This window comes from Gemmatimonadaceae bacterium, from assembly GCA_020846935.1.
Taxonomy (GTDB): Bacteria; Gemmatimonadota; Gemmatimonadetes; order Gemmatimonadales; family Gemmatimonadaceae; genus RBC101.
In genome coordinates this window covers 783,154-809,174 of record JADLCY010000001.1, presented here as the reverse complement: position 1 = coordinate 809,174, position 26,021 = coordinate 783,154, and the positions used below count along the sequence as shown (strand labels likewise).

Here is a 26,021-nt window from a genome sequence, read left to right as displayed (position 1 = left end):
TGCCCTCGCCGGCGCGTCCAACCGGTTGCGCTAGCTTGGAGCATGCACCGATCCGCGATCCGTCACCTCAAGGCGGCCGACCCTGTGCTCGCCGAGCTCATTGCGCAGGTTGGCCCGTGCCGGCTTCAGCCGACCACCGAGCAGTCCCACTTCGAGTCGATCGTGCGCGCGATCGTCTACCAGCAGCTTTCCGGCAAGGCGGCCGGCACGATCTACGGGCGCTTTGCCGAGTTGTTCCCCGCTCGTCGCCCGACGGCGCCCCATCTCCTCACCCTCGACGACGGGGCGCTCCGCGGTGTCGGCCTCTCGCGTCCCAAGCTGACCTACGTCCGCGATCTGGCCACCCGGGTCCACGAGAACGCGCTCCCCATCGAGCGGCTTCACACACTGCCTGACGAGGAGATCCTCGCCCACCTGACGGCGGTGAAGGGCATCGGCGTGTGGACGGCGCAGATGTTCCTGCTGTTCAGGCTTGGTCGACCAGACGTGTTGCCGGACCTCGACCTCGGGATCCAGAAGGCCGTGCAGCGCGCGTATCGCCTTCGCAAGCGGCCGACCCCGGAGCGCGTACGGAGGATCGGTGCGAAGTGGGCGCCGCACCGATCGGTGGCCACCTGGTATCTCTGGCGCTATCTCGACGGTGACGCCGCGTGATCGCGCGCCACCGATGAAGATCGCGATCACCGGCGCGTCAGGGTTCGTCGGCCGGACGCTGCAGCGAACCCTTCGCGAAGCCGGACACTCCGTCTGCACGATCGGGCGCGCCGCCGCCGCGACTGACGTGGCGTGGGATCCAGGGACCGGTGCGATCGACGCGACGAGGCTCCGCGGCATCGACGCGGTGATTCATCTCGCGGGCGCCAACATCGCGCAGCGGTGGACCGAGAGGGCTCGGCGCGAGATTCGTGACAGCCGCGTGGACACGACCGCGCTGATCGCCCGAACCATGGCCGACCTCGATCCGCGACCTCGAGTGCTCGTCAGCGTCTCGGGGGTCGGCATCTACGGCGACTGTGGCGACGAGTTGGTCGATGAGACGCACGCGGCGGGGCGCGGCTTCCTGGCCGAAGTGGCGCAGGCCTGGGAAGCCGCCGCGCTCCCGGCGCGCGAAGCCGGCATTCGTGTGGTGCATCCGCGGCTTGGAGTCGTGCTGCACCGGAGCGGCGGCGCCCTCGCGAAGATGCTGCCCGCCTTCTCGTTAGGTGTCGGCGGACCGATCGGGTCCGGGCAGCAGTGGATGCCGTGGGTGGCCCTCGCAGACCTGCTCCGTGCGCTGCAGTTCTTCGTGGAGTCGCCGCATACGAGTGGTCCGTACAACCTTGTCGGTCCGGAGCCGGTAAGGAACGCGACGTTCACCCGCACCCTGGGTCAGGTGCTCGGTCGGCCGGCGGTCATTCCACTTCCGGCGTTCGCCATCCGGCTGCTATTTGGTGCGATGGGCGCGGAGACGCTGCTCGGCGGCCAGCGCGCCTCGGTCACCCGGTTGGTCGACGCCGGATTCAGCTTCCGGTACCCGACCATTCGGACGGCGCTGGAACAGGCGATGGTCGCTACCGTGTGACGCATGTGCCCGCGGCGCCGTAGTTTGAGCCGATCGAAACTTTCCCGACGCCTGTCACGTAGAGCGCTGCAACACCAATGATCGCCATCATCATGGAAGGGGTGCTGTTCGTCGCGCTGGTCGCGGCAGGCGGTGCCCTTTTGTTCTTCGTCGTCACGACGTTCACGCCGCTTGGCCGTCGCATGCGTGAAACGCGCAATCGCCGCAATATCGAGCGCGCCGCGGCCAACCACTGTCCCATCCACGGGGAGTTTCGAGAGGACGAGATGGTTCGCCTCCCATCGGGCGATCGCGTCTGTCCGCACTGCTTCAAGGAGACGGTATGGCAAACTCGATGAGTGAGGTGCTGGGGTCGATCCGTGGTCGCACGCCGAGTACCGGTGGGGGGAGCGGGTTCTTCCGGCTCCTGCGCATCGTCGTCGTGTTGATCATCATCGCCGTGCTCATGCCGCAGTGCGTCACCTACGTCGAGCCGGGACACGTCGGCATCCTCATCCATCGCGCGGGCGGCGGCGTGGACCCCAAGCCACTCGGCCCGGGCTTTCAGGTGCGGAACCCACTCCTGAGCGCCATCGAGGAGTACCCCGTGTTCATGCAGACGCTGGTCCTGACGCGGGGGAACACCGAGGGTTCTCCCTCCAACGACGAGATCAACGTCAACTCGCAGGAAGGACAGCCGCTCTCCCTCGACGTCGCCATGTCGTTCGAGCTCGAGGCGTCAAAGGTGCCCATGCTGTATCAGACCTTTCGCACCGACATCGAAACGATCCAGCACGGCTACGTGAAGCAGACGATCCGTCAGGCCCTGCAGGAGGTCGTTGGCGGGGAACCGATCGCCGACATCCTCGGACCCAAGAAGGCCGAAGTCGTTGCGCGATCGCAGCATCTGCTCACCGAACGCCTCGCCACGTACGGCATCGTCGTCCGGCAGTTCACCATCAGCGAAACGCGCGCGCCGGAGACCGTGATCGAGGCCATCAACGTGAAGAACGTGATGCAGCAGCAGGCGCTCACCGCGCAGAACGAGTTGCAGAAGAACGAGTTTCAGGCGCGAGGAGACTCCATCAAGGCGGCCGGCCGCGCCAAGGCGATCCTCGCCGAGGCCGAGGCGCAGGCACGCGCCAATCGTTTGCTCGCGGAAAGCGTGACACCGACGCTCGTGCAGTACCGCATGATCGAGAAATGGAACGGAGCCATGCCGCAGGTCGCCGGCGGCGGCACGCCGCTCATTCAGCTACCTGTGCCAAAGCCATAAAGGCAGGGGCGCGCTCGACGTCACCCACTCGTCAGGCGACGAACGACTCCACGCCTTTCTGCGTTGCCGGCCTGCCTCACCGAGGCCGGAACCTCTGACCGACCCCCGCGCCCTCGCGTGGGTAGCTACCCCAGAGCACGTGCCCAGGACGAGGGGCATGTGGACGCTGCGCCTTCGCGCGGGAGGCTACCCATTGAGCCACTCGTCGAGGTGATCCGCCACGAACGCGTCGTCGGCGAGTTCGGGGTAGGCGCGCGAGACACGATCGAGCTCGCGCGCCTGACCCGGGGACAGCGTCTCGTGTATGTCGAGGCACCACGTCCCCCGCATCAGGCCCTGCCGGCGCAGGACTTCATGGATGCCCGGAATGCACCCGGCAAAGCCATGGGCGACGTCGAACACCGCGCCGTTCGCGTCGGTAAGCGCGGCGCCGCGACTGAGCCATCGCGCTTCGATCGGCACGCCGGACCGCAGGCGCCTGACCTCCTCCAGCATCTCGACGGCCCGGCGTGTCCACACCGCCCATTGACCGAGGAGCCCACCGACGATGTGGCGCTCCACGCGTCGCCCCCCGCTCTCAAAGACGAACGGCGTCAGCAGGTCGGGGAGAATGTTGTCGTCATTGCCCGTATAGAGCGCGACATCCTCCCGGCCGGATTCGGCCAGCGCCCGCACGACGTCCAGCGTCTGGTAGCGATTGAACGGCGCGATCTTGATGGCTACGACGTTCGGAATCTCGGCGAACTCCCGCCAGAACCTGAAGCCCAGGGCGCGACCCCCAACCGCCGGCTGCAGGTAGAACCCGATCACCGGCATCACCTCGGCCACGCGGCGGCAGTGTCGGATGAGCGCGGCGTCCGGGGCATCGCGCAGGGCGCCGAGGGAGAGGAGCACCGCGTCGTAGCCCAGGCTTCGCGCCAGCTCCGTTTCGTCGAGTGCCTGGCGCGTTGCGCCGATCGCCCCGGCCACCAGCGCCAGTGGCCGCGTGCCTGCTCGCGCGCGCGCCACGTCGCGCGCCAGGGTCAGGGTCGGCGCGAGCATGCCATGCTCGCGGATGGCGAATTGGGTCGTGTGGACGCCGACGGCGATGCCGCCGGCGCCGGCGTCCACGTAGTAGCGCGTCAGCGCAGCCTGGTGCCGCTCGTCGAGCGTGCGACGCGCCGTGAGCGCGAGCGGATGCGCCGGAATCACCTGACCGGCAAGGAGGTGCGAGCGCAGGTTCAGAACGCGCCCTCCCGCTGCTCGAACCGTGTGGCCTTGCCAGATGTTTCGCCGCCCGCCGCCAGCCAGTCCGCCACCCACGCGATGAGCGTCTCAGCCGAGATCGATGGTGCGCCCCAGCGGGCCCGGAGCCGCGCGGTGGACGAGAGCAGGGCATCGCGCGCTTCCTGCCCACGAATCGTCGCGCGCGCGCCAAGCCGCGCGGCGAGTTGCTCCGCGACGTCGCGTACGCGCAGGATCTCGGGCCCCGTCAGGTTGAGGACCGTGACCGGCGCCGACGCCGCACCTAACGATGCCAGGGCAAAGGCGTTCGCATCGCCCTGCCAGATGCAGTTCACGTGGCCCATGGTGACGTCGACCGCGTGGCCGCCAAGGATGCGCTGGGCAATGTCCACGAGGACGCCGTAGCGGAGGTCGACCGCGTAGTTGAGTCGGAGGATCGCGCTGCGCGTTCCGTGTGATGCCGCGGCGTGCTCGAACACGCGCTCACGGCCCAGGCATGACATCGCGTACTCGCCGATCGGTCCCGGGGCGTCCGACTCCTGCGACCCACCGCGGTCCACGGCGCTCAACGGATACACGTTGCCCGTGGAGAACACGGCGAACCGCGCCGCGCGATATCGGTCGGCGGCAAACGCCGGGACGATGGTGTTCATGTGCCACGTGCGTGCGGGCGCGCCCTGCGTGCCGAACTTCTGGCCTACCATGTAGACCACGAGCGCGGCGTCGGGCAGCGGGCGCCACGCATCGGGTTCGGCGAGGTCGGCGCGAACGATTTCGACGCCGGATCCCGACAGTCGCGACGGCGCTGCGTCCGATTGGAAGCGCGACACGGCAATGACGCGCCGTCGGGTCCCGGCGGCGTTCGCGGCGCGCTGCGCCATCGCGGAGAGCGACGGACCCATCTTGCCACCGGCGCCGAGGATGACGATGTCGCCCGGAAGTCCGCGCAGCGTTTCGATGACCAGCTCGGTGGGACGGCTGAGTCGTTCCTCGAGCTCGTCGACCGATCGTGGGGCCGCCGTCGTCATCGTGTGACCGGATCGCGGTCGCCGGGCGGTTCGGGGGCGAATCGCTTGTGGCTCTTGTCGCAGAATGGCTTCTGCCCGGAATGACCGCAGCGACACAGCACGATGCCCCTGCCGGGCGGCGGCACCAGATGGTTCCCGCCCGCGTCCACGATACGAACGTGTGCCGCATCATCGGGGGCGATGTAATACGGCCCGTGTTCACGAAGATGGATGGTGATGGTCATCGGCTTGGCAGCGGCTCGGGCCCAGGGCATGGGGCGTGGCACCGTCGGCCAACGGTTGCACCCAGGCACTCGTAGGGATATCGTCCCGGTTCTATCATGACACGTTCATGAACACAATGAAGAGATCCGTCAAACTCGCTGCGATATCCCTTGCTCTCGTTGCCCCCGACACGTCGGAGGCGCAGGCCACGGACACCACCCGAACCCGACTCACGGAAGTTCGCGTGAGTGTCTCTCGGTCGCCATCGACCATTGGCGGGGCGGCGGCCGTGGTCACGTCGGTCGACTCGCTGCGCCTGACGCCCGCCGCGCCATTGTCTGACGCGCTGCGCGAGCTGCCATTCGTGCTCGTGCGGCAGAACTCCCGGGGCGAAGTCGAACTGTCGGTGCGTGGCTCGGATTCCCGGCAGGCTGCGGTGCTCTTTGACGGATTGCCGCTCACCACGGGATGGGATCATCGCTCGGATGCGTCGGCGTTTCCGCTCTCCGGTGTGGGGACTATCGTGGTGGTACGCGGACTCTCGAGCGTGCTGCAGGGGCCCAACGCACTTGGCGGAGTCATCGACCTCGGCGTCGTTTCCGATCGCAGCGAGCGTGTGCGCGGCGAGAGCCTGCGCCTGGCGACCGGCTTCGACCAACTCGGGACGCAGGCGTACCATCTCGATTGGGCCCGCGGCATTCGCGCCGGGGCCGGCGAGTGGACGTTTCGTGCGGGCGGTGGGCTGCGTGATCGCGAGGCGATCGCGCTCAGCGGCGGCGTCAGCGACAAGTACACGACGGACAGCCACCGTTTGACCAACAGCGACGTGCGCCAGCGCGACCTCTACACCGCGCTCCGCTACCAGACCGCCGGTGGCGCGTGGGTCGGGGGTTCGTATTCGGCCAACGCGATGGAACGTGGCGTGGTGCCCGAGCTCCATGTCACCGCGCCGCGGTTCTGGCGTTATCCGGACCAGACGCGGCACCTCGGTGTCGTGTCCCTCGGCACGGGGCGCCGGCGCACGCCCCTGGGTTCAGGCGACCTCGAGGTCGTCGTCGGCCAGAACAATTCCTCGCTGTTCATCGAGAGCTTCCTCAACGCGCAATACGACTCGATCGTCGCGACCGAGCGCGGCCGCGAGCGGACCAGCACGGCGCGCCTCCTCGCCGATCATTCGCTTGGCGCCGGAGAGTTGCGCACCGCGTTCACCGCGACGCGCGTTCGGTACACCGAGACGCTCAACGCGGCAGCGCCGAGTGAGTATGAGCAGAACCTCTGGAGTTCGGGGGTCGAGGTGGACATGCCGATCGCCGGCGCGCTGCGCGCCAGCGCGGGCTACGCCGCCGACGGCTCCACCACGCCGGAGACTGGAGGCAAGACGTCGCTTGGGCGCCTGTCCGAGTGGGGTGGCCGGTTTGGGCTCAGTACGATGGCGCTCGGGAATCGCGTGCGATTTCACACATCGGTGAGCCGTCGTGCACGATTCGCCGCGCTGCGCGAGTTGTACTCCGGAGCACTCAATCGATTCGAGCCCAACCCCACGCTGCAGCCCGAGCGGCTCGTCGGCGCGGAGCTCGGTGCGACGCTGCTTTCCAGTCGTGCGCAGTTCCAGGCCGTCGTGTTCCGCCATCGGCTCGAAGACGCCATCGTCCGCATCACGCTGCCCAACCGCCGGTTCAAGCGCGTGAACCGCGATGAGCTTCGCAGTGCCGGTCTCGAGCTGCTCGCGGGCTGGAACAGCGGTGGGTTCTCGATCACGAGCGATGCGCTCGTGCAGCGGCTTCGCATCGAGGATCCGGCGGTGTCGGGCAGCGAGCGCAAACCCGAGCACCAGCCGGAGTTCCGGCTCGGTGCGGACGCCGCGTTTCCGACCGTTGCGGGCGTCCGCGGTCGCCTGGGGTTCAACCACACCGGCACGCAGTATTGCGTGAACCCGGACCTGGGCCGCAACCAGAACCTGAGCAGCCAGACGTGGGTCAACGGCGGCGTGGAGCGCACGTTCTCCCTGCGCCCGAGCGGCCTGCTCAGCCGCCTGTTGGCGTCGCTGTCGATCGACAACATCGGAGACAGCGCCGTCTACGATCAATGCGGGCTGCCGTTCGCGGGACGAACGCTGCGGTTTGGCCTCAGCCTGATGTAGATCGTCGGGCGCGCGCGAGCGGCATCAGGCAGGATGGAAGGTGTGGGGAACGACGCCACCTTCCATCAGGGCCGCGCAGGCGATCGGGCACGCGTCGTTCGCCGTCGGGGAGAACGAGTCAGACGCGCAGGTGATCGGGTCGCCATTCACGGACCGCCTTCTTGATGTCACTGGGCCGGGCGAACTCTCCCGTCAGCACGCGACGGAAGAGCGCAGGCACCTCCGCGTCGGAAGCAAAGCGCAGCGCGATGAGGTCCCGCACTCGCAGGGCATCGACCGCCGGATGGTCGGCGGCGGGCAGCAGCGCGCGGAGGCGAAGGCGCTCTTCGAGGCGAATGACGCGATTCTGCACGGTGAGCGCCTGTGCGCGCGCGAGCCCGATGCCGAGCATCGTGGCAAACGCGACGACCGCGGCCCAGGCGCTGGCCGCACCGGGCTGCCTGACGAGTGCGACCCCAGCCACCACGATGTTCACGAGGAGGATCGGGAGGGCAACGAAGTGGTAGAGGGGATTCCAGCGGACGTGATTTTCGATGGTTTGCGTGGGGCGCATGGGTCGTCGTGTGGGAATCGTCAGGCAGTGGCTTCGCGCGCGTGGCGCTTGAGTCGCGCGACGAGCGCCTCGAGCCCGACCTCCCGCGTGCCAAGGCCGAGTCCCTGCATCAGGGCGCGCACGAAGTGCTCGGGGATCGCGAGGGTGGAGGCGGGCGGTTCGTCATTCACCGCACCAAACACGATGCTGAGGAACGCCGCGACGGTGGGCGACTGGCGCACGTTGATGTCGGCATAGAAGTGGATCCGGCCGTTGGTCATCTCGGGGAAGATGCGCACCGGCGTCTGGCATTCCGGAACCGCGTAGCTCATGTCGGATATGGCGGCAAAGCGTTCGGGCAGCGGCTCGAGTTTTCGTGCCTGGCTGACCAGCGCAGCCATCTTGTCCTCGCGGCCGAGGGACTGGAACCGATCGAGCAGGGCAGCGATGCGAGGGGGCAGGGACATGCAGGTGGCCGCGGCCGCGGGGGGGGGAAGGCTAGCTCGCTGGGAGGAACCGTTGCCTGTGAGCGGTTCGGTCGCGGGTCCGACCACCGCTACGCGGGCAAGCTAACGTGGCGCCCAGCCGCTCCCCAACGTCGCTTGCGAGACGTCGTCAAGCAGCATGTACTCCGCACCGAATTGCCTGGAATGCACCGCGTCCGATCCAGATGCCGCATTCGGACATCGCGATCCCTCCACCGTGGTCCCCTGCGCTGAACGCGTCTGGAGCGGGCCGGCACGACGGGCGGCCTTGCCTCCCACCTATTCAATCGGTTGATTAAGCTCCCATGCCACCCGCCGACCTCGACTCCCGGGCCCGTATCCTCGTCGCCGCCGAAACGCTCTTCGCGCACAAGGGATTCGCGGCGACGTCCATCAAGGACATCGGGCGCGCGTCCTCCCGGAACACGGCGCTGATCCACTACTACTTCACGTCCAAGGAACAGCTGTACCGCGAGGTGCTGCGCAACGCCCTCGAACACGTGATGGGATCCGTGGGCCCGGCGATCGCCGGCAACGACGACGATCCCGAAACGCTCCTCCGTGCCTTCGTGCGGGCACAGGCCATGGCGCTCCGGGCCCGGCCGCAGGTCATCCCGCTCATGGTGCGTGAGATGACCGACGCAGGCGCCGCGCACGCCTCCGAGCAGATCCACACGCTCGCCGCCACAGTCTTTGCGCGCGTCTGCGCCCTCGTCGAGAACGGACAACGACTTGGCATTTTCCGACGTGATGCCGATCCGCGATTCACCGCCATCTCCCTCGTCGCACAGCTCAACTGGCTGATGCTGGCTCGGCCCGCCGTGGGCGTCCTGCTCGGTCGCGGTCTGGGGGAGGTGCACGAGGCCGACATCTCGGCGTTCGCCGATCACGCCGCCGATCTCGTGATCGGCGGCCTCAGGGCCAGGCCTGCAGCCAAACGAGCGACAGCCGCGTCGCGCCGCCAACCGGCCGGTGTGCGAACGAGGAGATCCCGATGAATCAGGACCTTCTCACCCAACTGGAAGCAGAGCGGCCGACCGACAAGGGCGCACGCCGTCTCCGCTGGTTCATGAGCGGGCAGTGTGCGCTCGTCCTCGCCCTCGTCGGACTCGTCGCCTGCGGTGACGCCGATGACACGACGCGCGCCACCGGCACGGTCGAGCTGACCGAGACCGACGTCGCGCCGCTCAGCAGCGGTCGCGTGTTGCGCGTGCTCGTCGACGAAGGTGCGGTCGTGCATACGGGTGACACCCTCGTGGTGCTCTCCCAGTCCGCGCTGCCGCCCGAGATCGAAGCCGGACGCGCACGCGTGAGCATGGCCGAGTCCGAGTTGCGGGACCTTCGCGCCGGGGCGCGTGCGCCGGAACTGGAGCGGGCACGCGCGGACCTGGCCGCCGCCGTCGCAAACGCAACGAACGCGCGCCGTGAGGCTACGCGCCTGCGCACGCTCCAGCAGAGCGGAGGCGTCGCCGTCATCCAGGTCGATGCCGCCGAGACAGTGGCGAAGGTCGCCGAGGAGCGCGTGGTCACCGCGCGCGAGTCGGTTCGGCTGCTCGAAGCGGGCGCGAGGCCCGAGCGCCTGCGTGCCGCCGAAGGGGCCGTGCAGCAGTCGCGCGCCCAGCTCGCCTCGCTCACCGCGCGCGCCGGGGAGCTGGTGCTGGTGGCGCCGCACGCGGGCGTCGTCCTTGGCCGCCACGTGGAGCCGGGTGAGGCCATCGCCGCCGGCGTGCCCGCCGTTTCGTTAGGCGACCCCCGAGCCCCATGGGTCCGTGTTTTTGTCGCGCCCGCCGCGTTCGAGACGCTGGCGCTCGGCGACGCGGCGATGGTCCGGACACCCGGGGGCGCGGGCGCCACGTATCCGGCCACGGTCGTTGCGCTCAGCCCGCGCGCCGAGTTCACGCCGCGGGTGGCGATGACGGAAACCGAGCGCGCCGACCTGCTATTTGGCGTGAAGCTCAGCGTCAGCGACACGACCGGGCGTCTCAAGGCCGGATTGCCCGTCACGGTGACTTTCGCGCGGGATTCGGTCCGGTGATCACCCCGGTGAGTGAGGCGGCGGTCCGTACCCGGGGACTCCGCAAGGTGTTCGGGTCGCTGGTCGCCGTGGAGGGCCTCGACATGCACATCGAGCGCGGTGAGGTCTTTGGCCTCCTCGGGCCCAACGGATCGGGCAAGACGACGACCATCCGCATGCTGTGCGGGCTCATCGAGCCGACAGCGGGCGAGGCGACCGTGGCCGGACTGGACGCCGTCCACGACGCCGAGTCGGTGCGAAAGCGCATCGGCTACATGTCGCAGAAGTACGGGCTGTATGACGAGCTCACGATCGTCGAGAACATCCGGTTCTACGCCACGCTGTACGGCCTGTTTGGTGCGGCGCGAGACGCGCGGGTGGACGAGTTGCTGACCGACCTGAGTCTGCGCGAGCGCGCCCGACAGTTTGCCGGGCAGCTCTCCGGCGGCTGGAAGCAGCGCCTTGCTCTCGCGTGTGCCACGGCGCATCGGCCAGACGTGCTCTTTCTCGACGAACCGACGGCGGGTGTCGATCCGGCGAGCCGACGCCTCTTCTGGGAATGGATCTATCGGCTTGGTCGCGAGGGAACGACGATCGTCGTGACGACGCACTACATGGACGAAGCCGAACGCTGCGCGCGGCTGGCCTTCATGAGCCGCGGCCACCTGATCGCCATGGGAACGGGTGCGGAGGTCACGGCGCAGTTCGGGCAAGCCACCATCGAAGACGTCTTTATTGAGCTGCAGCGGCGGGACGAAGGGGCGATCGCCGGCCGCACGACCGTGCGAGCCTGACCATGCTCCAGCGCCTGCGCCGCTCCGCCGTCTGGCCGATGTTGTGGAAGGAGTTCATCCAGCTCCGCCGCGACCGGTTCACGCTGGGCATGGTGGTCGGCGTGCCGGCCATCCAGATCGCCCTCTTCGGCTTTGCGATCCGGACCGAGGTCCGACACCTCCCGCTGCTCGTACTCGACGAATCGCGCACGAGTCAGAGCCGGGCGCTCGTGCAGGCGATGGTCAACACCCGGAACTTCGATCTGCAGGGTCACGTCACCGATCGCGAAGACGTCCGCCGCGCCATCGAGCGGGGCGATGCGCAGGCCGCACTGGTGATTCCGCCCTCGTTTGCCACCGACCTCAAGCGACGCCGTACGGCGACAGCACAGATGATCGTGGACGCCGCCGATCCCATGGCGTCATCTGCCGCGATCGGCGCGGCGGCGCAGGCAGGAGCCGTTGTTGCCGGCGTGCTCGGTTCACCAGGCGTGGTCCCGCTCGAGGTCCGGGTGCGGCCGTGGTACAACCCCGCGCTCGAAAGCGCCGTCTACATTGTGCCCGGCGTCACGGGCGTTCTGCTGACGATGACGCTGATCCTCATCAATGGGCTCGCCATCGTGCGCGAACGCGAGCGCGGTACGCTGGAACAACTCGTCGTGACGCCCATCTCGCGCACCGGCCTCATGCTGGGAAAGCTCTTTCCGTTCGCTCTGGTTGGGTACGTGCAGATGACGGTGGTGCTGCTCATCGGGAGCCTGGCGTTCGACGTCCCCATGCGAGGGAGCGTCGGGCTGCTCTACCTGATGGCGTTGCCGTTCATCATTGCAAGCCTGGGCATCGGCCTCCTGATCTCGACGCTCGTGCGCACGCAAGCGCAGGCGCTCCAGCTGGCGTTCCTCGTGTTGCTGCCAACGATCCTTCTCTCCGGCTTCATGTTTCCGCGGCAGGCGATGCCAGCTGCCGCGCAGTGGATAGGCGCCGCGTTCCCCGTGACGTACTTTCTGCGCATCCTGCGCGGGATCCTGCTCAAGGGGGCGGGGTGGCCCGCCCTCTGGCGCGAGACGCTCGTCCTCTCCGTCTTCGCGATCGTGCTCGTGGTGCTGGCCACGACGCGGTTCCGAAAGTCGGTGGAGTAGCCCGCGGACTATCTGCGGGGTCCGGCGAGGTCGGCAAACAACCACTCCACGCCGAGGCGAACGCTGGAGCGACTGACGGCCTTGGACAGCGAGGCCGCTCCCTCCAGCACGATCGCGTTCCGTGCGCCCGTCCTGAACCTGACCCCGCTGCCGGCGCGTAGGCCAAACACGTTGGTGTTGTAGCGCAGGTCGATGGGAATCGAGCCAAAGCTGCTGGTCAAGGCGTGGATCCCGACGCCGAAACTCAGATAAGGCACCACGCGCCGCGCCGGGCTCCGGAGGAGCAGGTGCAGGTCCACGTGGCCCGAGAGATCGTAGAACACGTCACGGTAGGTGGTGTCGTCGGCCTCCACGTATTCGCGATGAGGGAACGCACGAAGGAACGAAGCCTCCGCGGCGAGGCGAACCCGTGAAGACGCGAAGTGGCCAAGGTCGAGGCTGACGGTGGCCTCGGCGGCATCGACGCCCTGTTCCACCCGGGCGTAGCCGCCGTGGACGCCCAGGGCGCCGATTCCACGCATACCCAGGGTGGCTTGGGCCCCCGACCTCGACGGGAGTACCCACGAGACGACAAGCGCACACAGGAGGCGAGCCAGGCTGGACCGGAACGTTGTCACGAAGGAAAGGTAGAGGCACTTGCCTCATGGCAAAGGCGCGCGAACCCCTCTCGCGGTCGCGCCGTTCGTGACAATTCGATTGATTGCTGTGTCTGACAGGCAGGACCCTTGCAGGCGGAGTTGGCCGTGATGACTCGGACTACGCGAATCTGTCTCACGCTTGCCGCGATCACGATTGCGGCCGGCGCTGGTGCGTTCGCGTATCTGCGAACCGATCAGCCCGCTGTCGCCCCCGCCGTCGCGTCCGGACTTCGCTTCGCGGATTCGCTGGAGCGCTCGTACGCCTCGCAGCCGGTCGAGGCGTCGGACGCGCTCGTCTCGCTCTACCTCGAACGCGCGCGGCTGGGCATCGGGAGCCCGTTTCGCCTGATCGAGCAGGCCCTGCGTGATCCCATGTTGCCGCCCGACGTGCGGCGGCAAACCGCGTATGCGGTGTTGGGTCGTACCGCCGAGGGCATGATCTACAGTTCGCCGGCGGAGGCGCTGGATCTCCTGTCCGCGCGTGGCCGCGGGCTCGGCCTTGCCCATCGCAACTTCATCGAGGGCGTCATCGACTCGGCGCGCGAACCGCGCGCAGCGGAGCTGGCGCTGCGGCTTGCCTACCAGGTGACGTCGACGAGTGGCACCACGTCGCCCAGGGCTGGTGCGGTCGCGATCGCGACGATTGCCCAGGCGCGCGACCGTGCGCTGGCGATGCGCGATGTGAACGCGCTTCTCATACACGCGCGACGCCGCCGTCTCGATCCGGTAGATCTCGTGCCGGTGTGGCGCGCCGAGCGTCGCTTTTCGGTGGAGCGCCCGCTGGTGGATCCAGCCACGCCGAGTCAGGAGCGCGAGGCGGCCGCGCTCCTGCCGATGCTGATCGCTGGTCTGGACACGATCCGTGACCCCGCCCCGCGCACGCGCCGCGAACGGACGCTTGGCACGCAGACGTCGGCCGCGGCCATGCAGGTCGCGGTTGCCAGACGCTCGCCCCCGCAGGCGCCGATCGTGGTGACCATGGGTGGCTTTGGGAACTACGTCACCGCGGGCGGTCTGACGCCGGGCTCGCGCGCCGCGCGCTCGACCTTCGTAGCGCGCGCGCGAAGCGAGGAGGAACTCGTCGCCGCGTACGAACAGCTCCGGGTCACCGAGGCATATGCCGCGGAAGCGGCGCTGAGCGTGGTGACGGCGGCGGTTGCCATGCGGCCGTATGCGCAGGAGCAACCATGGTTTGCCGGTGATGCGGGTCCGACGGTCGACGAGCTGCGTCGCGACTTTGGCGTGGCGGCGGTCGATTTTGATGCCAGCGTGCCGGGTGCGTGGCAACCGTACTTCACGCGCATGCTGGCCAGCGTGGTGACCGACCTTCGCCGGGTGTTCCCCGACCTCGACGTGTCGGGGCTCACCGTTCGGTTCGGGCCGTCGCCTCTCAAGGAGCGCGCGCTGGCGCTCCACGACCCGCTCACGCGCACGGTCTACTTTCCGATCGAGACGAGCGCTGGCGCGATGGCGCACGAGTTCTCGCACGATCTCGACTGGCAGGCGGCGCGACGTCGCTACGGATCGCAGAACAGCTATCGCACGGATCGCAGCATGCGGCAGTACCGGGATGGGCTGGCCGCGACGCTGGATCGGATGGCGGGGAGCGCCGCGAGTGGGCGGCGTGGGGTCCGGGTCTCGCCGGGCGGCGATCGTCCCACCGAGGCCTTCGCGCGTGGGGTCGACTGGATCGTGGCGTCGTGGCTCGCGAGTGAGGGGGTGATGAACGGGTACCTGAGCGCGGTGCAGGACGAGTGGCTCACTGGGTACGCCTCGGCCTCGGCGCCGCAGCGCGACCTGTCGGATGGCGATGCCACGATGATTGCGCTGCGCGAGATCACGACCGTGGCGCCCGGGATGGTGACATGGTTCGCGGAGGCGTATGGGGACGCGCGTCGTGCAAGCCTGTCGGATGCGGTGCGAAGGACGCTGCTTGCTCCCTTGCCGCGGGTGGACCTTCGTTCGGGCACGATGGGCATGAGCGGCTGGGCAGCGGCGCTGCAGACCCTTCGCGCCTCGCCCGACGCGTCGGGGAACTGGAGTTGCCAGCTCCGGACGCCGGCGCTGTCGCGGTCCGACGTGGCCATGCTGCGCACCGCGATGGAGACCGCCGCCGACGCGCGCGTTCGCGGTCTGACCCAGCGATGGGGAGACCACGCCGCGCGCACGCGATCGAGCTGGCGGCTGCGTTCGTTAGGCGGGGCTCCGTGGCGACCGGAGATCGCCGATTCGCTGACCCGTGAGCTGCGTGACGCACTCCTGTGGCGTGCGGCGCGTCCGGACGACGGTCGTGCGGGCGCCGACTTTGCGGAACGCGCGGAGCGGGCGGCGGCCCGGGAGGCTTGCGCCGGGGCCGGATCGGGCGGGTAGGCGCCGACCGGGCGTGCTCGGGGCGCAGAGGCATTCCGGACGATGTGCGGCCTCGCTGGCCCGGGTGCGCTCCGGATCTCGGTCCCGGGGCGATCTCGACGGCTTCGTCAATGCTACCGGGGAGAGCGCTGGCGACACGAACCTTGCTGCTCGCGGGGCCTTCGGTGCATCGGATGCGTGCTCAGGCGTCGGCTCGGCGTTCCAGGATCGTGCGGGTGGGGAACGCGAAGTCGATGCCCTGCGCCCTGAAGGCACGCAGCACCGCGATGTTCACGGCTTGTTGCGTGTCCATGAAGGTTGCGTAGTCCGGGTTCCCCACGAAGTAGACCGTCTCGAACTCGAGCCACGATTCGGCGAAGCGCGTGAAATGCGAGCGGTCGAATCGCGTCATGGGCTGCGACTGGACGCACTCACGGAGGATCGCGGGAATCGTCGCGACCAGGTCCGGCGGGGTGTGGTGCGTGATGCCGATCGTGAGTATCGCGCGCCGATCGTGCTGTCGCTTGAGGTTGCGCACGCGGCTCTTGAGCAGGTCGGCGTTGGAGAAGATCACCTGCTCGCCGGTGAGCGCGCGGACGCGGGTGCTCTTGAGGCCGATGTGTTCGACCGAGCCGGTGAACGTGTCGACGGCGATGGTGTCACCCACCTCGAAGGGGCGATCGAGCACGATGGAGAGTGCCGCGAACAGATCGCCGAGCACGTTCTGCACCGCGAGGGCGATCGCTATGCCTCCGATGCCGAGGCCCGTGAGCAGCGCCGAGATGTCGTAGTCGAGGACGTTGCGCAGGGCGAGCACGAAGATGAGCGCCCAGAGCAGGCCTTTCGCCGCCAGGCCAATGGCGTTGAGTGTCGATACGCCCGCTTCGGTCCGGGCGCCCCAGCGACGCAGCCAGTACTTGATGAGGGCCGTACCCCAGACGGCCAGCTGCAGCAGCACCGCGATCGCCGCCACCTGACGGATGGCGCGCTGGATGCCGGGGTCGAGCGTGAGCGCAACGCTTCCGGAGCGCAGCGAGAGCGCCACCACGAAGTACCATCGCACCTTGGTCAGGAGCTCAGCGGCGATGTCGTCGACGTCGCTGGTGGTGCGACTGGCAATCACGGTGAGCCGCCGCCCGAGGACCATCTTGACGAGCGTGAGCAGCACGAGCACCGCGCCGGCGACGAGGCCGGCGGTCGTCCATGCGCGCATGGGGTTGCCCAGGAAGTCGGACGGGATCTGCAGCAGGGCGAACATGAGTCGAGGGGCGAGGGAGCCTGGTGGAGGGACCGTGCGGTCCGTCGTGCCTAACGCCAGGGGTTCGCGAAGCGGGGGTTGGTCAGGAACGTCGTGTCGGTCAGCGCCCGAAGGAAGGCCACGAGGTCAGTCTTCTCCTGGGGTGTGATGGCGAAGCCGGTGATGCGGCGGTCCTTGTTGGGGTTGTCACGCCCGTCACCGGCGTTGGTGCCCTGCGTGATGAGTCGACCGCCCCGCGCGTAGTGGTCCACGACGTCTTCCAGCGTGCCGACGCTGCCGTCGTGCATGTAGGGAAAAGTGACGCCGACGTTGCGCAGCGACGGGATCTTCATGCGGCCCATGTCCTGCGGCCGTCCCGTGCTCTCGAACAGCCCACCGTTGCGCGCCGGATACGCGCCAGCGCCGCCCAGGTTGTAGAGACCGGTGTTGGCGAACGAGGAGTCCGCCGGTGCGGTCGCCACTCCAGGTGTGGCCGCCAGCGTGAAGAGCACGCCCGCGTGGCATTGCGTGCAGCGCTTCGCCGCAAACACCTGCTCACCTCGCTGTGCAGCCGCCGTGATGGCGTTGGCGTCACCGCGCCGAAAGCGATCGATCGGCGCGTCGAGGGAAAAGAGGGTGCGCTGGAAGGCGCCGATGGCCTTCGTCACGTTTTCGACCGTGACTGGATTGGGAACCGGGAACGCCTTGGGGAAAAGGGAGCGGTAGACGGGCTCTGCCTCGAGACGGCGCAGCAGCGGGCCCTCCTGACCCTTGAGTCCGAGCTCGATGGGGTGCTCACCGAACATCGGAATCAGCGCCTGGGCTTCCAGGGAGCGTGTATCTGGGCCGGCCCAACCGAGCGTCACCTGCCAGCCGGTGTTGGCGAGTCCCATCGAGTTTCGCGTGTGCGCCTCGCCGGTGCTGCCCACCGGAATGTTCTTCGCGTCGGCGAAGCCGAACTCCTGGCGATGGCACGAGGAGCAGGCGAAGGCGCCGTTGCCGGAGAGTCGAGGGTCGTAGAACAGTCGTCGACCCAGTTCGACCTTGGCGGAAGACATGGCGTTGTTCGCGGGCACCGCGGGCGGAGCGATGCCGCCAGGGAGGCTCCATGAAAAGCGCGTCGGGTCGCCCGAAAGCTCGTCGAGTGGCGCGTGCGGCTCACCAGCGCACGCCACCATGGCTGCGACTGCAATGAAAAGGGTTGAACGAGTTCGCGCGCAAGGCATGGCAGAGCGTCGGGAAGCTGCGGGGCCGCGCTGGGCGGCCTGCACGTGTGATTGTAACGACCGCGAGGGTCACTGGCGCGGACCTCGCGCGGATGCAGCTCCCTTGGGCACTACCGTCGTCGGGGCGTCCGCGAGGTGTCCGGCAGTCGTCATATCACTCGGCTCGACACATTGACGCTCGGCTCGACACATTGACGCGCGTCGCGATGGTGAGAATTCATGCAGCGTGCTTGACAGTTTTCTGCACCGTGCCTAGCGTCGGACGTCTTCGCCTGCCGCGACGCGTTCGCACCGTTCCCCACTGGATACAATTTGCCGTGCAATGACGCGGCGTCGCGGTCCAGCGATCAGAGAGTGTTTCGTACGTGGGTCACCCCCCAGGAGGGCGCATGAGAGCGAATGGATTGTCATTTCACTGGAGGCTGGCACTGACGGGCCTGATGGTCCTCGGTGCCGGAACCGCAGCAGCACAGACCGGCGGACTGAGCGGAGCCGTGACGGATCGCGCGTCCGGCCTGCCGGTGTCGTCGGCGCGCATCCAGATCGTCGGACTGCAGAACGCGGCCGCGAACACCGACGATGCGGGTCGGTACTTCATCCGCAACATCCCGGTCGGCGCACACACGGTGCGCGTCACGCGCATCGGGTATCGGCCGGAGACGGGTCAGACGACGATCGCCGCGAACGATACGGCGAGCCTGAGCTTCCAGATTGCCCAGAGCGCCGTTGAGCTGCAGCAGGTGGTCGTGACGGGAACGGGTGGTGCGGTGGAGAAGCGCAAGGTCGGTGCGTCGATCGGGTCGATGGACGTGGCCGCGCAGCAGGAGATCATGCCGGTCACGAACTTCACCCAGGTGCTATCGAGCAAGGTGGCGGGTGTTCGCTCGACGGGCGTCGGCGGTGGCGTTGGTGGCGCGCAGGATCTGCGGATCCGCGGCATCTCGTCGGTATCGCTCAACCAGCGTCCGGTGATCTACATCGACGGTGTGCGCGCCGACTCGCGGGCCACGGAGTGGACCACGGCCACGGGCATGGCGTCGACCGCGTGCTGCTCGTTCTCGGGTGGAACGTCGACCGATCGCCTGAGCGATCTGAACCCGAACGACATCGAACGCGTCGAGATCCTCAAGGGCGCGTCGGCGGCCACGCTCTACGGCTCAGAAGCGACCAACGGCGTGATCCAGATCTTCACCAAGAAGGGCCGTGGTGAAGGCCGGACGCAGTGGAACCTCGGCCTCGGCACCGGCATGAACCGGCTGCGCGAGAACCTGCCCACCAAGACGTTCCCGCGCTTCACCGGCCCCACCGGCTTCCGCGCGAAGGACGCCAATGACCTGATCAAGAACGGGTCGTTCAACCAGATCGACCTGAGCGGACAGGGCGGCACGCAGCGCTCGACGTATTTCGTCTCCGCGCTGGGCTCCCGCGAATACGGCTCGATTCAGCCGAACGACCAGACCAAGGGCAGCCTGCGCGCGAACGTGAACTTCGTCCCGACGGACAAGATCACGGTGGAAGTGCGCTCGGCGTACGCGCGCAACGTGATCAACGAGCTGCAGGCCGGAAACAACTGGACGGCGCTCCTTGGCAACGCGATCAACGGCAACCCGCGCACTGCGACGGCGCAGCGCCCGTACGGTGAGGCGTGGATTCCGGTGGCCGACATCGAACGAATGAACACCAAGAGCGATGCGGACCGCTGGACGGGTGGCATCACGCTCTCGTACACGCTGACGCCGAACTTCACGCACCGGCTCACGGCGGGCACCGACGCGGTCAACGACCAGAAGTCGCGCTTCTTCCCGTATGAGGGCGCGTACGGCCCGGCCGGCGTGACCTTCGGCCAGCGCAACCTCGGCGTCCGTACCTATCGCACGACCACCATCGACTACCTCGGCCAGCTGAACTTCAACCTGCCGGGTGGCATCGAGAACAACCTCTCGTTCGGCACGCAGGGCTTCTGGGAGAACCAGCGCCTGAACATCGCGGTCGGCAACACGTTCGCCGGCCCGGGCATCTCGACGGTGGCCGGTGGCGCAGTCACCACGGGTGGCGAGGCGTACACCGAGACCATCAACCTCGGCGTGCTCGCGCAGAACCGCTTCTCCTGGAACGACCGCCTCTTCGTCACCGCCGGCCTGCGCATGGACGGCAACTCGGCGTTCGGTGACGATTACGGATTCCAGAAGTACCCCAACGCAAACTTCTCCTACGACATCTCCAAGCACGGGTTCCTGCCGGCGGCAATCTCCAACTTCCGCCTCCGCGCCTCGTGGGGCCGCTCGGGCAAGATGCCGGGACCGTTCGATTCGTTCACGAGCTACGGCTCGCAGCCAGTGTACGAGAACGTGCCGGGCATCGTTCCGCTCAACCCCGGCAACAAGAACCTGCAGCCTGAAGTGACCACCGAGACGGAATACGGGTTCGAGGCGGGCATCTTCGGGGATCGCGTGGGCGTCGAGGCCTCCATTTATCGCGCGGAGACCGAAGACGCGATCGTCCCCAAGGCGTTCCCGGGCTCGGCCGGCTTCTCCCAGGCGCAGCGCGTGAACATCGGTGCCATCCAGAACAAGGGATGGGAAGCCAGCGTCAACTACGCGGTGTATTCGTCGCCGTCGATCGACTGGACGACGAACTTCAAGGCGGACGGGAACAAGAACAAGGTGCTCTCGCTTGGCGGCGTCCTGCTCGCGGGCACGGCGGTGCAGGTCGGGTACCCTGTGTCCGGCGTTTGGGGCCAGAAGCCGACCGGTTTCTCCGTGGTTCAGGGCGGTGCGAACTGCGGTGGCCTGGCGCCGGTGCAGAGCTTTGGCTGCCCGACCACCACGCGTGGCTCGACGCAGGAGTACTTCGGTTCGCCCCTCCCGACCTTCAACGGGTCGTGGGGCAACACGATTCGCTACAAGTCATTCTCGCTCTACAGCCTCATCTCGATGGAGAAGGGCGCGTGGATGAACAACGGCGACCGTCCGTACCGCATTCGTCAGGGCGGTTCCGACGAGTACCTCAGCGCCCTCGGCCCCAACGGCGAGCGCACCTTCCGCTCGGACTCGATCTTCCAGTGGGCGTCGATCCTCACGCACTTCGACAAGCGTGACAACGTGCGCCTGCGCGAGGTTTCCCTCACGTGGCAGGTCCCGGCGAACCTCAGCTCCTTCTTCAAGGTTGGCCGCACGACGATCTCCGCCGCGGGCCAGAACCTCATGTGGTGGGACGACTGCAACTGCGTCGATCCCAACATGAACTGGGCGGGTGCCGATCCGTTCACGGTGGCCAGCGGATTCCTCGCGCAGCCGTCGCCGAGGCAGGTCCGACTGCAAGTGCGCACCAGGTTCTAAGCCGAATGCGGGGCGGGTGAGCCTCACCCGTCCCGCCACCGACCTCTCCTTCATCGACTGACACATACAATGACCATTCTTCGCACGAGACACGGGTATGTCGCGCGTGGCGTGCTGACGCTCTTCGCGGGGTTCAGCATGGCGTGCAGCGGCATATTCGACGTGGAAGACCCGCAGGCGTTCGGCAACGACGACCTGAACAATCCCGTCATCGTCAAGAACGTGGCTGACGGCGCCGAGGGCTCGCTCCAGCAGGCATACGACGACTTCGTCACCGTGGCCGCGCTCCTGGGCGACGAGATGGAGTCCACATCGACGTGGATCGACTGGGAGAACATTTCCGACGGTCGCCTCCGTGGTGACGAGGCGACCGGCGGTTCGTTCTCCGGTCCGCAGGACCAGCTGCTTCGCGCGCGGTTTGCGGCGCAGGACGCGGCACGTCGCGTTACGGAAGTCCTGGGCGCCGGCGCGGCAACATCGCCGTTGATGGCGCAGGTGCTCTGGACCGACGCCTTTGCCGACCTCACGGTCGGTATGGGTTGGTGCGAAGGTCCGCTCGTGGCCAACGGCCCGCGCGCGCCCAACACGGAGTTCTTCAAGCAGGCAGTCACCAAGCTGACCGCGGCACTGACCGCCGCGAACAGCATCGCCGCGGCGGCCGACAAGGCCAACTGGGTGAACACGATCACGGCGAGCCGCGCGCGCGCGAACCTGTTTGCCGGGAACTACGACGCGGCCCTCGCCGACGCGCTGGCCGTGCCGGCCGGATTCGTCAAGAACGCGATCTACGCCGAGGCGGCAGGAAACCAGCAGAGCACCACGGGTAACCAGTTCCACCAGAACCGCAATCGCTCGGGGGGCCTGCGCCGCATGTACCATTCGCGCGTGCTGGGCACGTTCACGACCACGGCGTATGCCACCGGCGCCCTGGCCGATTGGTACGACAATACCAAGCCCGATCCCCGCATGTCGGTCAACCGGAAGTCGGGCGAGTTGGGCGTGAACAACCGATTTGCGTACTACGGCATCACCAAGTACGCGGATCGTGCGGCCGACCAGCCGATGATCTCGTCGCGCGAGATGAACCTGATCGCCGCCGAGGTGTACATGCGCAAGAACGACTACGCCAACATGACGGCGAAGCTGAACATCGACCGTCGCGCGAATGGTCTGGCGGACATCGTGGCGCCAACCACGGCCGCCGCGGCGCAGAACGCGTTGCTCAACGAACGCATGGCTGTGCTGTTTACCGAAGGCCAGCGCGCGCTCGACCTGCATCGGTTCAACCTCGTCACGAGCGTACTGGGCGCGGGCCGCAACACACTGCTCCCGCTGTCGCGCAACGAGATTCTGGCCAACACGAGCATGAAGGTGGGTGAGGCCACCTGTCCCAAGATCAGCTGAACCTCAACTGTGGTTTCCGGGGGGCGGGCCTTCGCAAGAAGGTTCGCCCCTCAGGTTTCTGCCCCAGGTGACCCGGCCCCATGTCTCGCGTGCCGTCTGACCTTGCACTGTCACTCTCCGCGCCCACCCTCGTGTCACGACGTGGCTTTGTGACCGCTGCGGGCTCCGGAGTGGCGGCGCTGTGGGTCGCGGCCTGCGGCGGGGGCGATGGCCAGATCACATCGCCGAGCAAAACAGGGACGGTGCGTGGGCAGGTGATCGACCTGCAGGGCGTCGCACAGGCAAACTTCGGGCAGCTCATCCTCATGTATCCGAACGGCCAGCACGTGGGGCCGCGGCTCACGCCCGATGCGAACGGTCGCTTCGCCTTCGAGAACCTCCCGGCGGGCGACTACCAGGTCCGCTTCAACGCGACCGGCCAGGCCATCATCCCCGAGCCGTACCAGCATCCGATGAAGTTCGCGGTGCAGGGCGGAAAGGTGACCGATCTCGTCGTGCGCATCGTGCGCGGCAACTTTGGCTCAAATCAGGTCGAGATATACTGCGGCGACGGCTTCTACCAGCTGCAGCCGGATGGCGCCGAAAACGGCGAGACGATCGTGAAGCTCGGCACCATCGTGTGCTGGTACAACGTGGGACTCAACATCCATTCGGTCACCGGCGGCCCATGGAATGACTCCGGCGACCTGCAGAAGACGCAGTCGTACATCTGGGTCGCCAATCAGACCGGTCTCTTTCCGTACTTCTGCCGATACACCCGCCCGCAGATGCAGGCCGCGTTGCGCGTGACCGCATGAGCGCGGGCCCCTCAACAGTTCATCCCTCGAAGCCGTAGCGTTGCGTGCAGCATCCCCCCACGGAGTGGCTCCCATGACTCAGGCCTCCCTTCGCGTACTGGCCGCTGGCGCCGTGTTCGTCGCCGCGACCGCCCTGCCGGCCCAGCAGGTGTCCTATTCCCGTGCCGAGCAGCTGCTCGACTGGAACACTCGCACGCTGGTGGCGGGCGACGAGGTGCGTCCCGGCTGGCTCAAGGACGGGAATCGCTTCTGGTACCGCAACAAAACGAACACCGGCGCGGAGTTCATCCTGGTGGACCCGGTGGCGGCGACGCGCGCACCGTTGTTCGACCACGTGCGGCTTGCGCGGGCGATGACGCTTGCCGGCGACACCGCCTTCGAGGCGCAGAAGCTGCCCTTCCAGACATTCGAGTTCACCGACGACGGCCAGAACGAGACGGAAATCGAATTCAGCGCCAACCGCCGGCGGTTCGTCTGCAACATCACCACCTACCGATGCACGGCAGGCGACACGCTGCAGAACAAGCAGCGCTTCGTGCTGTCCCCGGATCGCCGATCCGAGGCGTTCATCTCGAAGAACAATCTCTGGGTGCGGCCCCGCAACGGCACGGACAGCACGCAGCTCACCACCGACGGCGTGGACTACTACGCCTACGGCCTCACGATGCCGCGGCCGAGCGAGATCCAGTTCAACCGCGTGGCCCAGCGGCGACCGAACCTCCGCTGGTCGCCGGACTCGAAGAAGATCGCCGTCGTACGGGCGGACGAGCGCTATGTGGCGCACCACTACTACGTGCAGTACACAGGGCAGCGGACGAAGAGCTACTCGCAGCCCTACGCCCTCCCGGGGGATTCCGCCGTTCCGTATCCGTACCTCTACGTCGTGGACGTCGGAACGAAGCAGAGCGTGCTCGCCAAGGTGAGCCCGAGGCCCAACCAGCTCTCCATCGGTGGTTCGGTGCGCGATTCGGCATGGGCCGACGAAGGAAAGACGCTCAACATCTCGATGTACACCCGCGGCTCGAAGAGCGCGTACCTCGCCGCCATTGACGCCACCACCGGCGACATGCGCGTGATCGCGCGCGACACCGGCAAGACGTATGTGGAGATCTCCAACCCGCAGGATCCCGGCTCGTTCTACACCACGAAGGACCAGAAGGACGCCTTCTGGTTCTCGGAGCGCGACGGATGGGGCCACCTCTATCGCTTTGATGGCGCCGGCGTGACCGCGATCGCCTCCACCGATGGCGACGGCGGCATGGTGATGACGCCCGAGCCGCGCGCACAACTCACGAGTGGCGCCTTCCAGGTGGGGCAGATCTCCTACGTCGACGAAACCGCGAAGCAGATCTACTTCACCGCGCGAGGGCGCGACGGCTTCCTGTACTACCCCAAGCTCTACCGGATGGGTTACGACGGGGCCGGCCTCACCCAGATCACCACCGAAGACGCGCACCACACCATCACGTTCAGCCCCAGCGGCAAGTACTTCGTAGACACGTACTCCACGCTGCAGACGCCACCGGTGACGGTCCTGCGCTCGGCGGACGGCAAGGTCGTACGCAAGCTCGAGGACGCGGACATCTCACGGCTCAAGGCGGTCGGCTGGAAGCCGGTGCAGCTGTTCAGCGTGAAGGCGCGCGACGGCATCACGGACATCTATGGGCTCCTGTACCTGCCGTCGAACATGGACTCGACGAAGAAGTACCCGATCATCTCGCACATCTACCCGGGTCCGCAGGTCGGCTCCGTGCGCGGCTGGAACTTCACCAACGGTGGAGAGCCCATGGCGCTCGCGGAGCTTGGCTTCGTCGTGATGCAGCTCGACCACCTCGGCACGCCACTGCGCTCGAAGGCGTTCCATGACAACTACTACGGGTTCTTCGGCGACAACGGCCTGCCCGACCACATCACCGCGATCAAGCAGCTCGGTGCACGCTACTCGTTCATCGACACCGACAAGGTCGGGATCTTCGGACACTCCGGTGGCGGCTTTGCCTCGACCGACGCGATCCTCCGCTACCCGGACTTCTTCAAGGTCGCGGTGAGCGGCGCGGGCAACCACGACAACCGCTCGTACAACATCTACTGGGCCGAGAAGTACCAGGGCCTCATGAAGCGGGACACTGTCCGCCGAACGGACAACTTCGAGACCTCGGCGAACAAGACGCTGGTGAAGAACCTCAAGGGCAAGCTGATGCTCATGCACGGCGACATGGACGACAACGTGCACCCCGCCATGACGGTTCAGGTGATCGACGAGCTGATCAAGGCGAACAAGTCGTTCGACATGGTGTGGGCGCCCAATCGCAACCACGGCCTCAACGAGCCGTATTTCATCCGTCGCCGCTGGGACTACTTCGTCGAGCACCTGCTCGGCGCCACGCCACCGGACAACTATGAGATCCGCCAGCCGGTCGAAGGCGCTCCGGGTCGCCCGGCCGCCCCGGACGACGACACGTGGGATCCGCCCGGATTCCCGTACTGGAAGCCGTTCAAGCCCTAACGAGTCGATGGACGGTTGAGGCGTGAACGGATGGACATGTGGGCGGATGTGCGGACGGACGGATGACGGGTTCGGCGCGGTGCAGCAGCATGACGCAGGGTAGCAGCGCGCCAAGGCGTCCGCCGCGATGGGGCACTGATGGCCGCCACGAGATGTGAAGGAAGCACGGGA

The 26,021-nt window shown here is 67.4% G+C and carries 22 protein-coding genes; 14 read left to right on the top strand and 8 right to left on the bottom strand.

Features of this window, described 5'->3' with window-relative positions; all coding sequences use genetic code 11:
• Window positions 1-42: 42 nt before the first annotated feature.
• The 4 genes from IT361_03365 to IT361_03350 all read left to right on the top strand — a co-directional run bounded on the left by IT361_03365 (window position 43) and on the right by IT361_03350 (window position 2,816).
• Complete coding sequence (locus IT361_03365) at window positions 43-654, top strand: DNA-3-methyladenine glycosylase 2 family protein (GenBank protein MCC6316708.1); 612 nt, start codon at window positions 43-45, stop codon at window positions 652-654.
• Window positions 641-1,561 (top strand): TIGR01777 family protein, encoded by a 921-nt coding sequence (locus IT361_03360; GenBank protein ID MCC6316707.1) that lies wholly within the window; start codon window positions 641-643, stop codon window positions 1,559-1,561. Before IT361_03365 ends, IT361_03360 begins: the two co-directional genes overlap by 14 nt.
• 77 nt (window positions 1,562-1,638) lie before the next feature.
• The gene (locus IT361_03355) at window positions 1,639-1,899 is read left to right on the top strand and encodes a hypothetical protein (protein ID MCC6316706.1); all 261 of its coding nucleotides are present in this window, start codon (window positions 1,639-1,641) and stop codon (window positions 1,897-1,899) included.
• A complete protein-coding gene (locus IT361_03350; protein MCC6316705.1) occupies window positions 1,884-2,816 on the top strand; it encodes a prohibitin family protein in 933 nt (310 codons plus the stop codon). Before IT361_03355 ends, IT361_03350 begins: the two co-directional genes overlap by 16 nt.
• 186 nt (window positions 2,817-3,002) lie before the next feature.
• Here the strand turns inward: IT361_03350 and IT361_03345 are convergent, their stop codons facing one another.
• Genes IT361_03345 through IT361_03335 form a run of 3 tightly spaced genes read right to left on the bottom strand, consistent with a single transcriptional unit; the run spans window position 3,003 to window position 5,292 of the window.
• Window positions 3,003-4,040: a dihydrodipicolinate synthase family protein gene (locus tag IT361_03345; protein MCC6316704.1), complete on the bottom strand. Its 1,038-nt coding sequence runs from the start codon at window positions 4,038-4,040 to the stop codon at window positions 3,003-3,005.
• A complete protein-coding gene (locus IT361_03340; protein MCC6316703.1) occupies window positions 4,037-5,068 on the bottom strand; it encodes an NAD(P)-dependent oxidoreductase in 1,032 nt (343 codons plus the stop codon). Before IT361_03340 ends, IT361_03345 begins: the two co-directional genes overlap by 4 nt.
• The gene (locus tag IT361_03335; GenBank protein ID MCC6316702.1) at window positions 5,065-5,292 is read right to left on the bottom strand and encodes a CDGSH iron-sulfur domain-containing protein; all 228 of its coding nucleotides are present in this window, start codon (window positions 5,290-5,292) and stop codon (window positions 5,065-5,067) included. The genes IT361_03340 and IT361_03335 overlap by 4 nt, the downstream gene beginning before the upstream one ends.
• A 224-nt stretch (window positions 5,293-5,516) precedes the next feature.
• Between IT361_03335 and IT361_03330 the strand changes: the two genes are divergently transcribed.
• Window positions 5,517-7,412, top strand: coding sequence for a TonB-dependent receptor (locus tag IT361_03330; protein ID MCC6316701.1), 1,896 nt, complete (start codon window positions 5,517-5,519; stop codon window positions 7,410-7,412).
• A gap of 118 nt (window positions 7,413-7,530) precedes the next feature.
• On the opposite strand, the gene IT361_03325 is transcribed toward IT361_03330, so the two are convergent.
• Complete coding sequence (locus tag IT361_03325; protein ID MCC6316700.1) at window positions 7,531-7,965, bottom strand: hypothetical protein; 435 nt, start codon at window positions 7,963-7,965, stop codon at window positions 7,531-7,533.
• A 20-nt stretch (window positions 7,966-7,985) separates the two neighbouring features.
• Window positions 7,986-8,411 (bottom strand): SufE family protein, encoded by a 426-nt coding sequence (locus tag IT361_03320; GenBank protein MCC6316699.1) that lies wholly within the window; start codon window positions 8,409-8,411, stop codon window positions 7,986-7,988.
• A 323-nt stretch (window positions 8,412-8,734) separates the two neighbouring features.
• Between IT361_03320 and IT361_03315 the strand changes: the two genes are divergently transcribed.
• The 4 genes from IT361_03315 to IT361_03300 all read left to right on the top strand — a co-directional run bounded on the left by IT361_03315 (window position 8,735) and on the right by IT361_03300 (window position 12,355).
• A complete protein-coding gene (locus IT361_03315; GenBank protein MCC6316698.1) occupies window positions 8,735-9,427 on the top strand; it encodes a TetR/AcrR family transcriptional regulator in 693 nt (230 codons plus the stop codon).
• Complete coding sequence (locus IT361_03310; protein ID MCC6316697.1) at window positions 9,424-10,464, top strand: HlyD family efflux transporter periplasmic adaptor subunit; 1,041 nt, start codon at window positions 9,424-9,426, stop codon at window positions 10,462-10,464. The genes IT361_03315 and IT361_03310 overlap by 4 nt, the downstream gene beginning before the upstream one ends.
• Before the next feature lie 83 nt (window positions 10,465-10,547).
• Window positions 10,548-11,237, top strand: coding sequence for an ABC transporter ATP-binding protein (locus IT361_03305; protein ID MCC6316696.1), 690 nt, complete (start codon window positions 10,548-10,550; stop codon window positions 11,235-11,237).
• A gap of 38 nt (window positions 11,238-11,275) precedes the next feature.
• Window positions 11,276-12,355 carry an ABC transporter permease gene (locus IT361_03300; protein ID MCC6316695.1) on the top strand — a complete coding sequence of 360 codons (1,080 nt, stop codon included), beginning with the start codon at window positions 11,276-11,278 and terminating at the stop codon, window positions 12,353-12,355.
• An 8-nt stretch (window positions 12,356-12,363) separates the two neighbouring features.
• Here the strand turns inward: IT361_03300 and IT361_03295 are convergent, their stop codons facing one another.
• Entirely contained in the window at window positions 12,364-12,876 is a 513-nt protein-coding gene (locus IT361_03295) for a hypothetical protein (protein ID MCC6316694.1), read from the bottom strand.
• A gap of 222 nt (window positions 12,877-13,098) precedes the next feature.
• Here IT361_03295 and IT361_03290 point away from each other — a divergent pair, with 222 nt between their 5' ends.
• Window positions 13,099-15,363: a hypothetical protein gene (locus tag IT361_03290; protein ID MCC6316693.1), complete on the top strand. Its 2,265-nt coding sequence runs from the start codon at window positions 13,099-13,101 to the stop codon at window positions 15,361-15,363.
• Between the two features lie 181 nt (window positions 15,364-15,544).
• Here IT361_03290 and IT361_03285 read toward each other — a convergent pair whose 3' ends face one another.
• The gene (locus tag IT361_03285) at window positions 15,545-16,600 is read right to left on the bottom strand and encodes a mechanosensitive ion channel family protein (GenBank protein MCC6316692.1); all 1,056 of its coding nucleotides are present in this window, start codon (window positions 16,598-16,600) and stop codon (window positions 15,545-15,547) included.
• A gap of 50 nt (window positions 16,601-16,650) precedes the next feature.
• A complete protein-coding gene (locus IT361_03280; GenBank protein ID MCC6316691.1) occupies window positions 16,651-17,805 on the bottom strand; it encodes a di-heme enzyme in 1,155 nt (384 codons plus the stop codon).
• A 389-nt stretch (window positions 17,806-18,194) separates the two neighbouring features.
• Here IT361_03280 and IT361_03275 point away from each other — a divergent pair, with 389 nt between their 5' ends.
• The 4 genes from IT361_03275 (at window position 18,195) to IT361_03260 (ending at window position 25,850) form a co-directional block, all read left to right on the top strand.
• Window positions 18,195-21,143 (top strand): TonB-dependent receptor, encoded by a 2,949-nt coding sequence (locus tag IT361_03275; GenBank protein ID MCC6316690.1) that lies wholly within the window; start codon window positions 18,195-18,197, stop codon window positions 21,141-21,143.
• 69 nt (window positions 21,144-21,212) lie between these two features.
• Window positions 21,213-22,547 carry a RagB/SusD family nutrient uptake outer membrane protein gene (locus tag IT361_03270; protein MCC6316689.1) on the top strand — a complete coding sequence of 445 codons (1,335 nt, stop codon included), beginning with the start codon at window positions 21,213-21,215 and terminating at the stop codon, window positions 22,545-22,547.
• 131 nt (window positions 22,548-22,678) lie between these two features.
• Window positions 22,679-23,344 (top strand): hypothetical protein, encoded by a 666-nt coding sequence (locus tag IT361_03265; GenBank protein MCC6316688.1) that lies wholly within the window; start codon window positions 22,679-22,681, stop codon window positions 23,342-23,344.
• Between the two features lie 73 nt (window positions 23,345-23,417).
• On the top strand, window positions 23,418-25,850 hold the full coding sequence (locus tag IT361_03260; protein ID MCC6316687.1) for a S9 family peptidase: 2,433 nt from the start codon (window positions 23,418-23,420) through the stop codon (window positions 25,848-25,850).
• Window positions 25,851-26,021 lie beyond the last annotated feature (171 nt).

Bases quoted from the DNA above. Each gene is read 5' to 3' on its own strand.
- IT361_03365 (MCC6316708.1), top strand. From the start codon at position 43: ATGCACCGATCCGCGATCCGTCACCTCAAGGCGGCCGACCCTGTGCTC.
- IT361_03355 (MCC6316706.1), top strand. From the start codon at position 1,639: ATGATCGCCATCATCATGGAAGGGGTGCTGTTCGTCGCGCTGGTCGCG.
- IT361_03350 (MCC6316705.1), top strand. From the start codon at position 1,884: ATGGCAAACTCGATGAGTGAGGTGCTGGGGTCGATCCGTGGTCGCACG.
- IT361_03340 (MCC6316703.1), bottom strand. From the start codon at position 5,068: ATGACGACGGCGGCCCCACGATCGGTCGACGAGCTCGAGGAACGACTC.
- IT361_03335 (MCC6316702.1), bottom strand. From the start codon at position 5,292: ATGACCATCACCATCCATCTTCGTGAACACGGGCCGTATTACATCGCC.
- IT361_03325 (MCC6316700.1), bottom strand. From the start codon at position 7,965: ATGCGCCCCACGCAAACCATCGAAAATCACGTCCGCTGGAATCCCCTC.
- IT361_03320 (MCC6316699.1), bottom strand. From the start codon at position 8,411: ATGTCCCTGCCCCCTCGCATCGCTGCCCTGCTCGATCGGTTCCAGTCC.
- IT361_03315 (MCC6316698.1), top strand. From the start codon at position 8,735: ATGCCACCCGCCGACCTCGACTCCCGGGCCCGTATCCTCGTCGCCGCC.
- IT361_03310 (MCC6316697.1), top strand. From the start codon at position 9,424: ATGAATCAGGACCTTCTCACCCAACTGGAAGCAGAGCGGCCGACCGAC.
- IT361_03305 (MCC6316696.1), top strand. From the start codon at position 10,548: ATGCACATCGAGCGCGGTGAGGTCTTTGGCCTCCTCGGGCCCAACGGA.
- IT361_03300 (MCC6316695.1), top strand. From the start codon at position 11,276: ATGTTGTGGAAGGAGTTCATCCAGCTCCGCCGCGACCGGTTCACGCTG.
- IT361_03295 (MCC6316694.1), bottom strand. From the start codon at position 12,876: ATGCGTGGAATCGGCGCCCTGGGCGTCCACGGCGGCTACGCCCGGGTG.
- IT361_03285 (MCC6316692.1), bottom strand. From the start codon at position 16,600: ATGTTCGCCCTGCTGCAGATCCCGTCCGACTTCCTGGGCAACCCCATG.
- IT361_03280 (MCC6316691.1), bottom strand. From the start codon at position 17,805: ATGCCTTGCGCGCGAACTCGTTCAACCCTTTTCATTGCAGTCGCAGCC.
- IT361_03275 (MCC6316690.1), top strand. From the start codon at position 18,195: ATGAGAGCGAATGGATTGTCATTTCACTGGAGGCTGGCACTGACGGGC.
- IT361_03270 (MCC6316689.1), top strand. From the start codon at position 21,213: ATGACCATTCTTCGCACGAGACACGGGTATGTCGCGCGTGGCGTGCTG.
- IT361_03260 (MCC6316687.1), top strand. From the start codon at position 23,418: ATGACTCAGGCCTCCCTTCGCGTACTGGCCGCTGGCGCCGTGTTCGTC.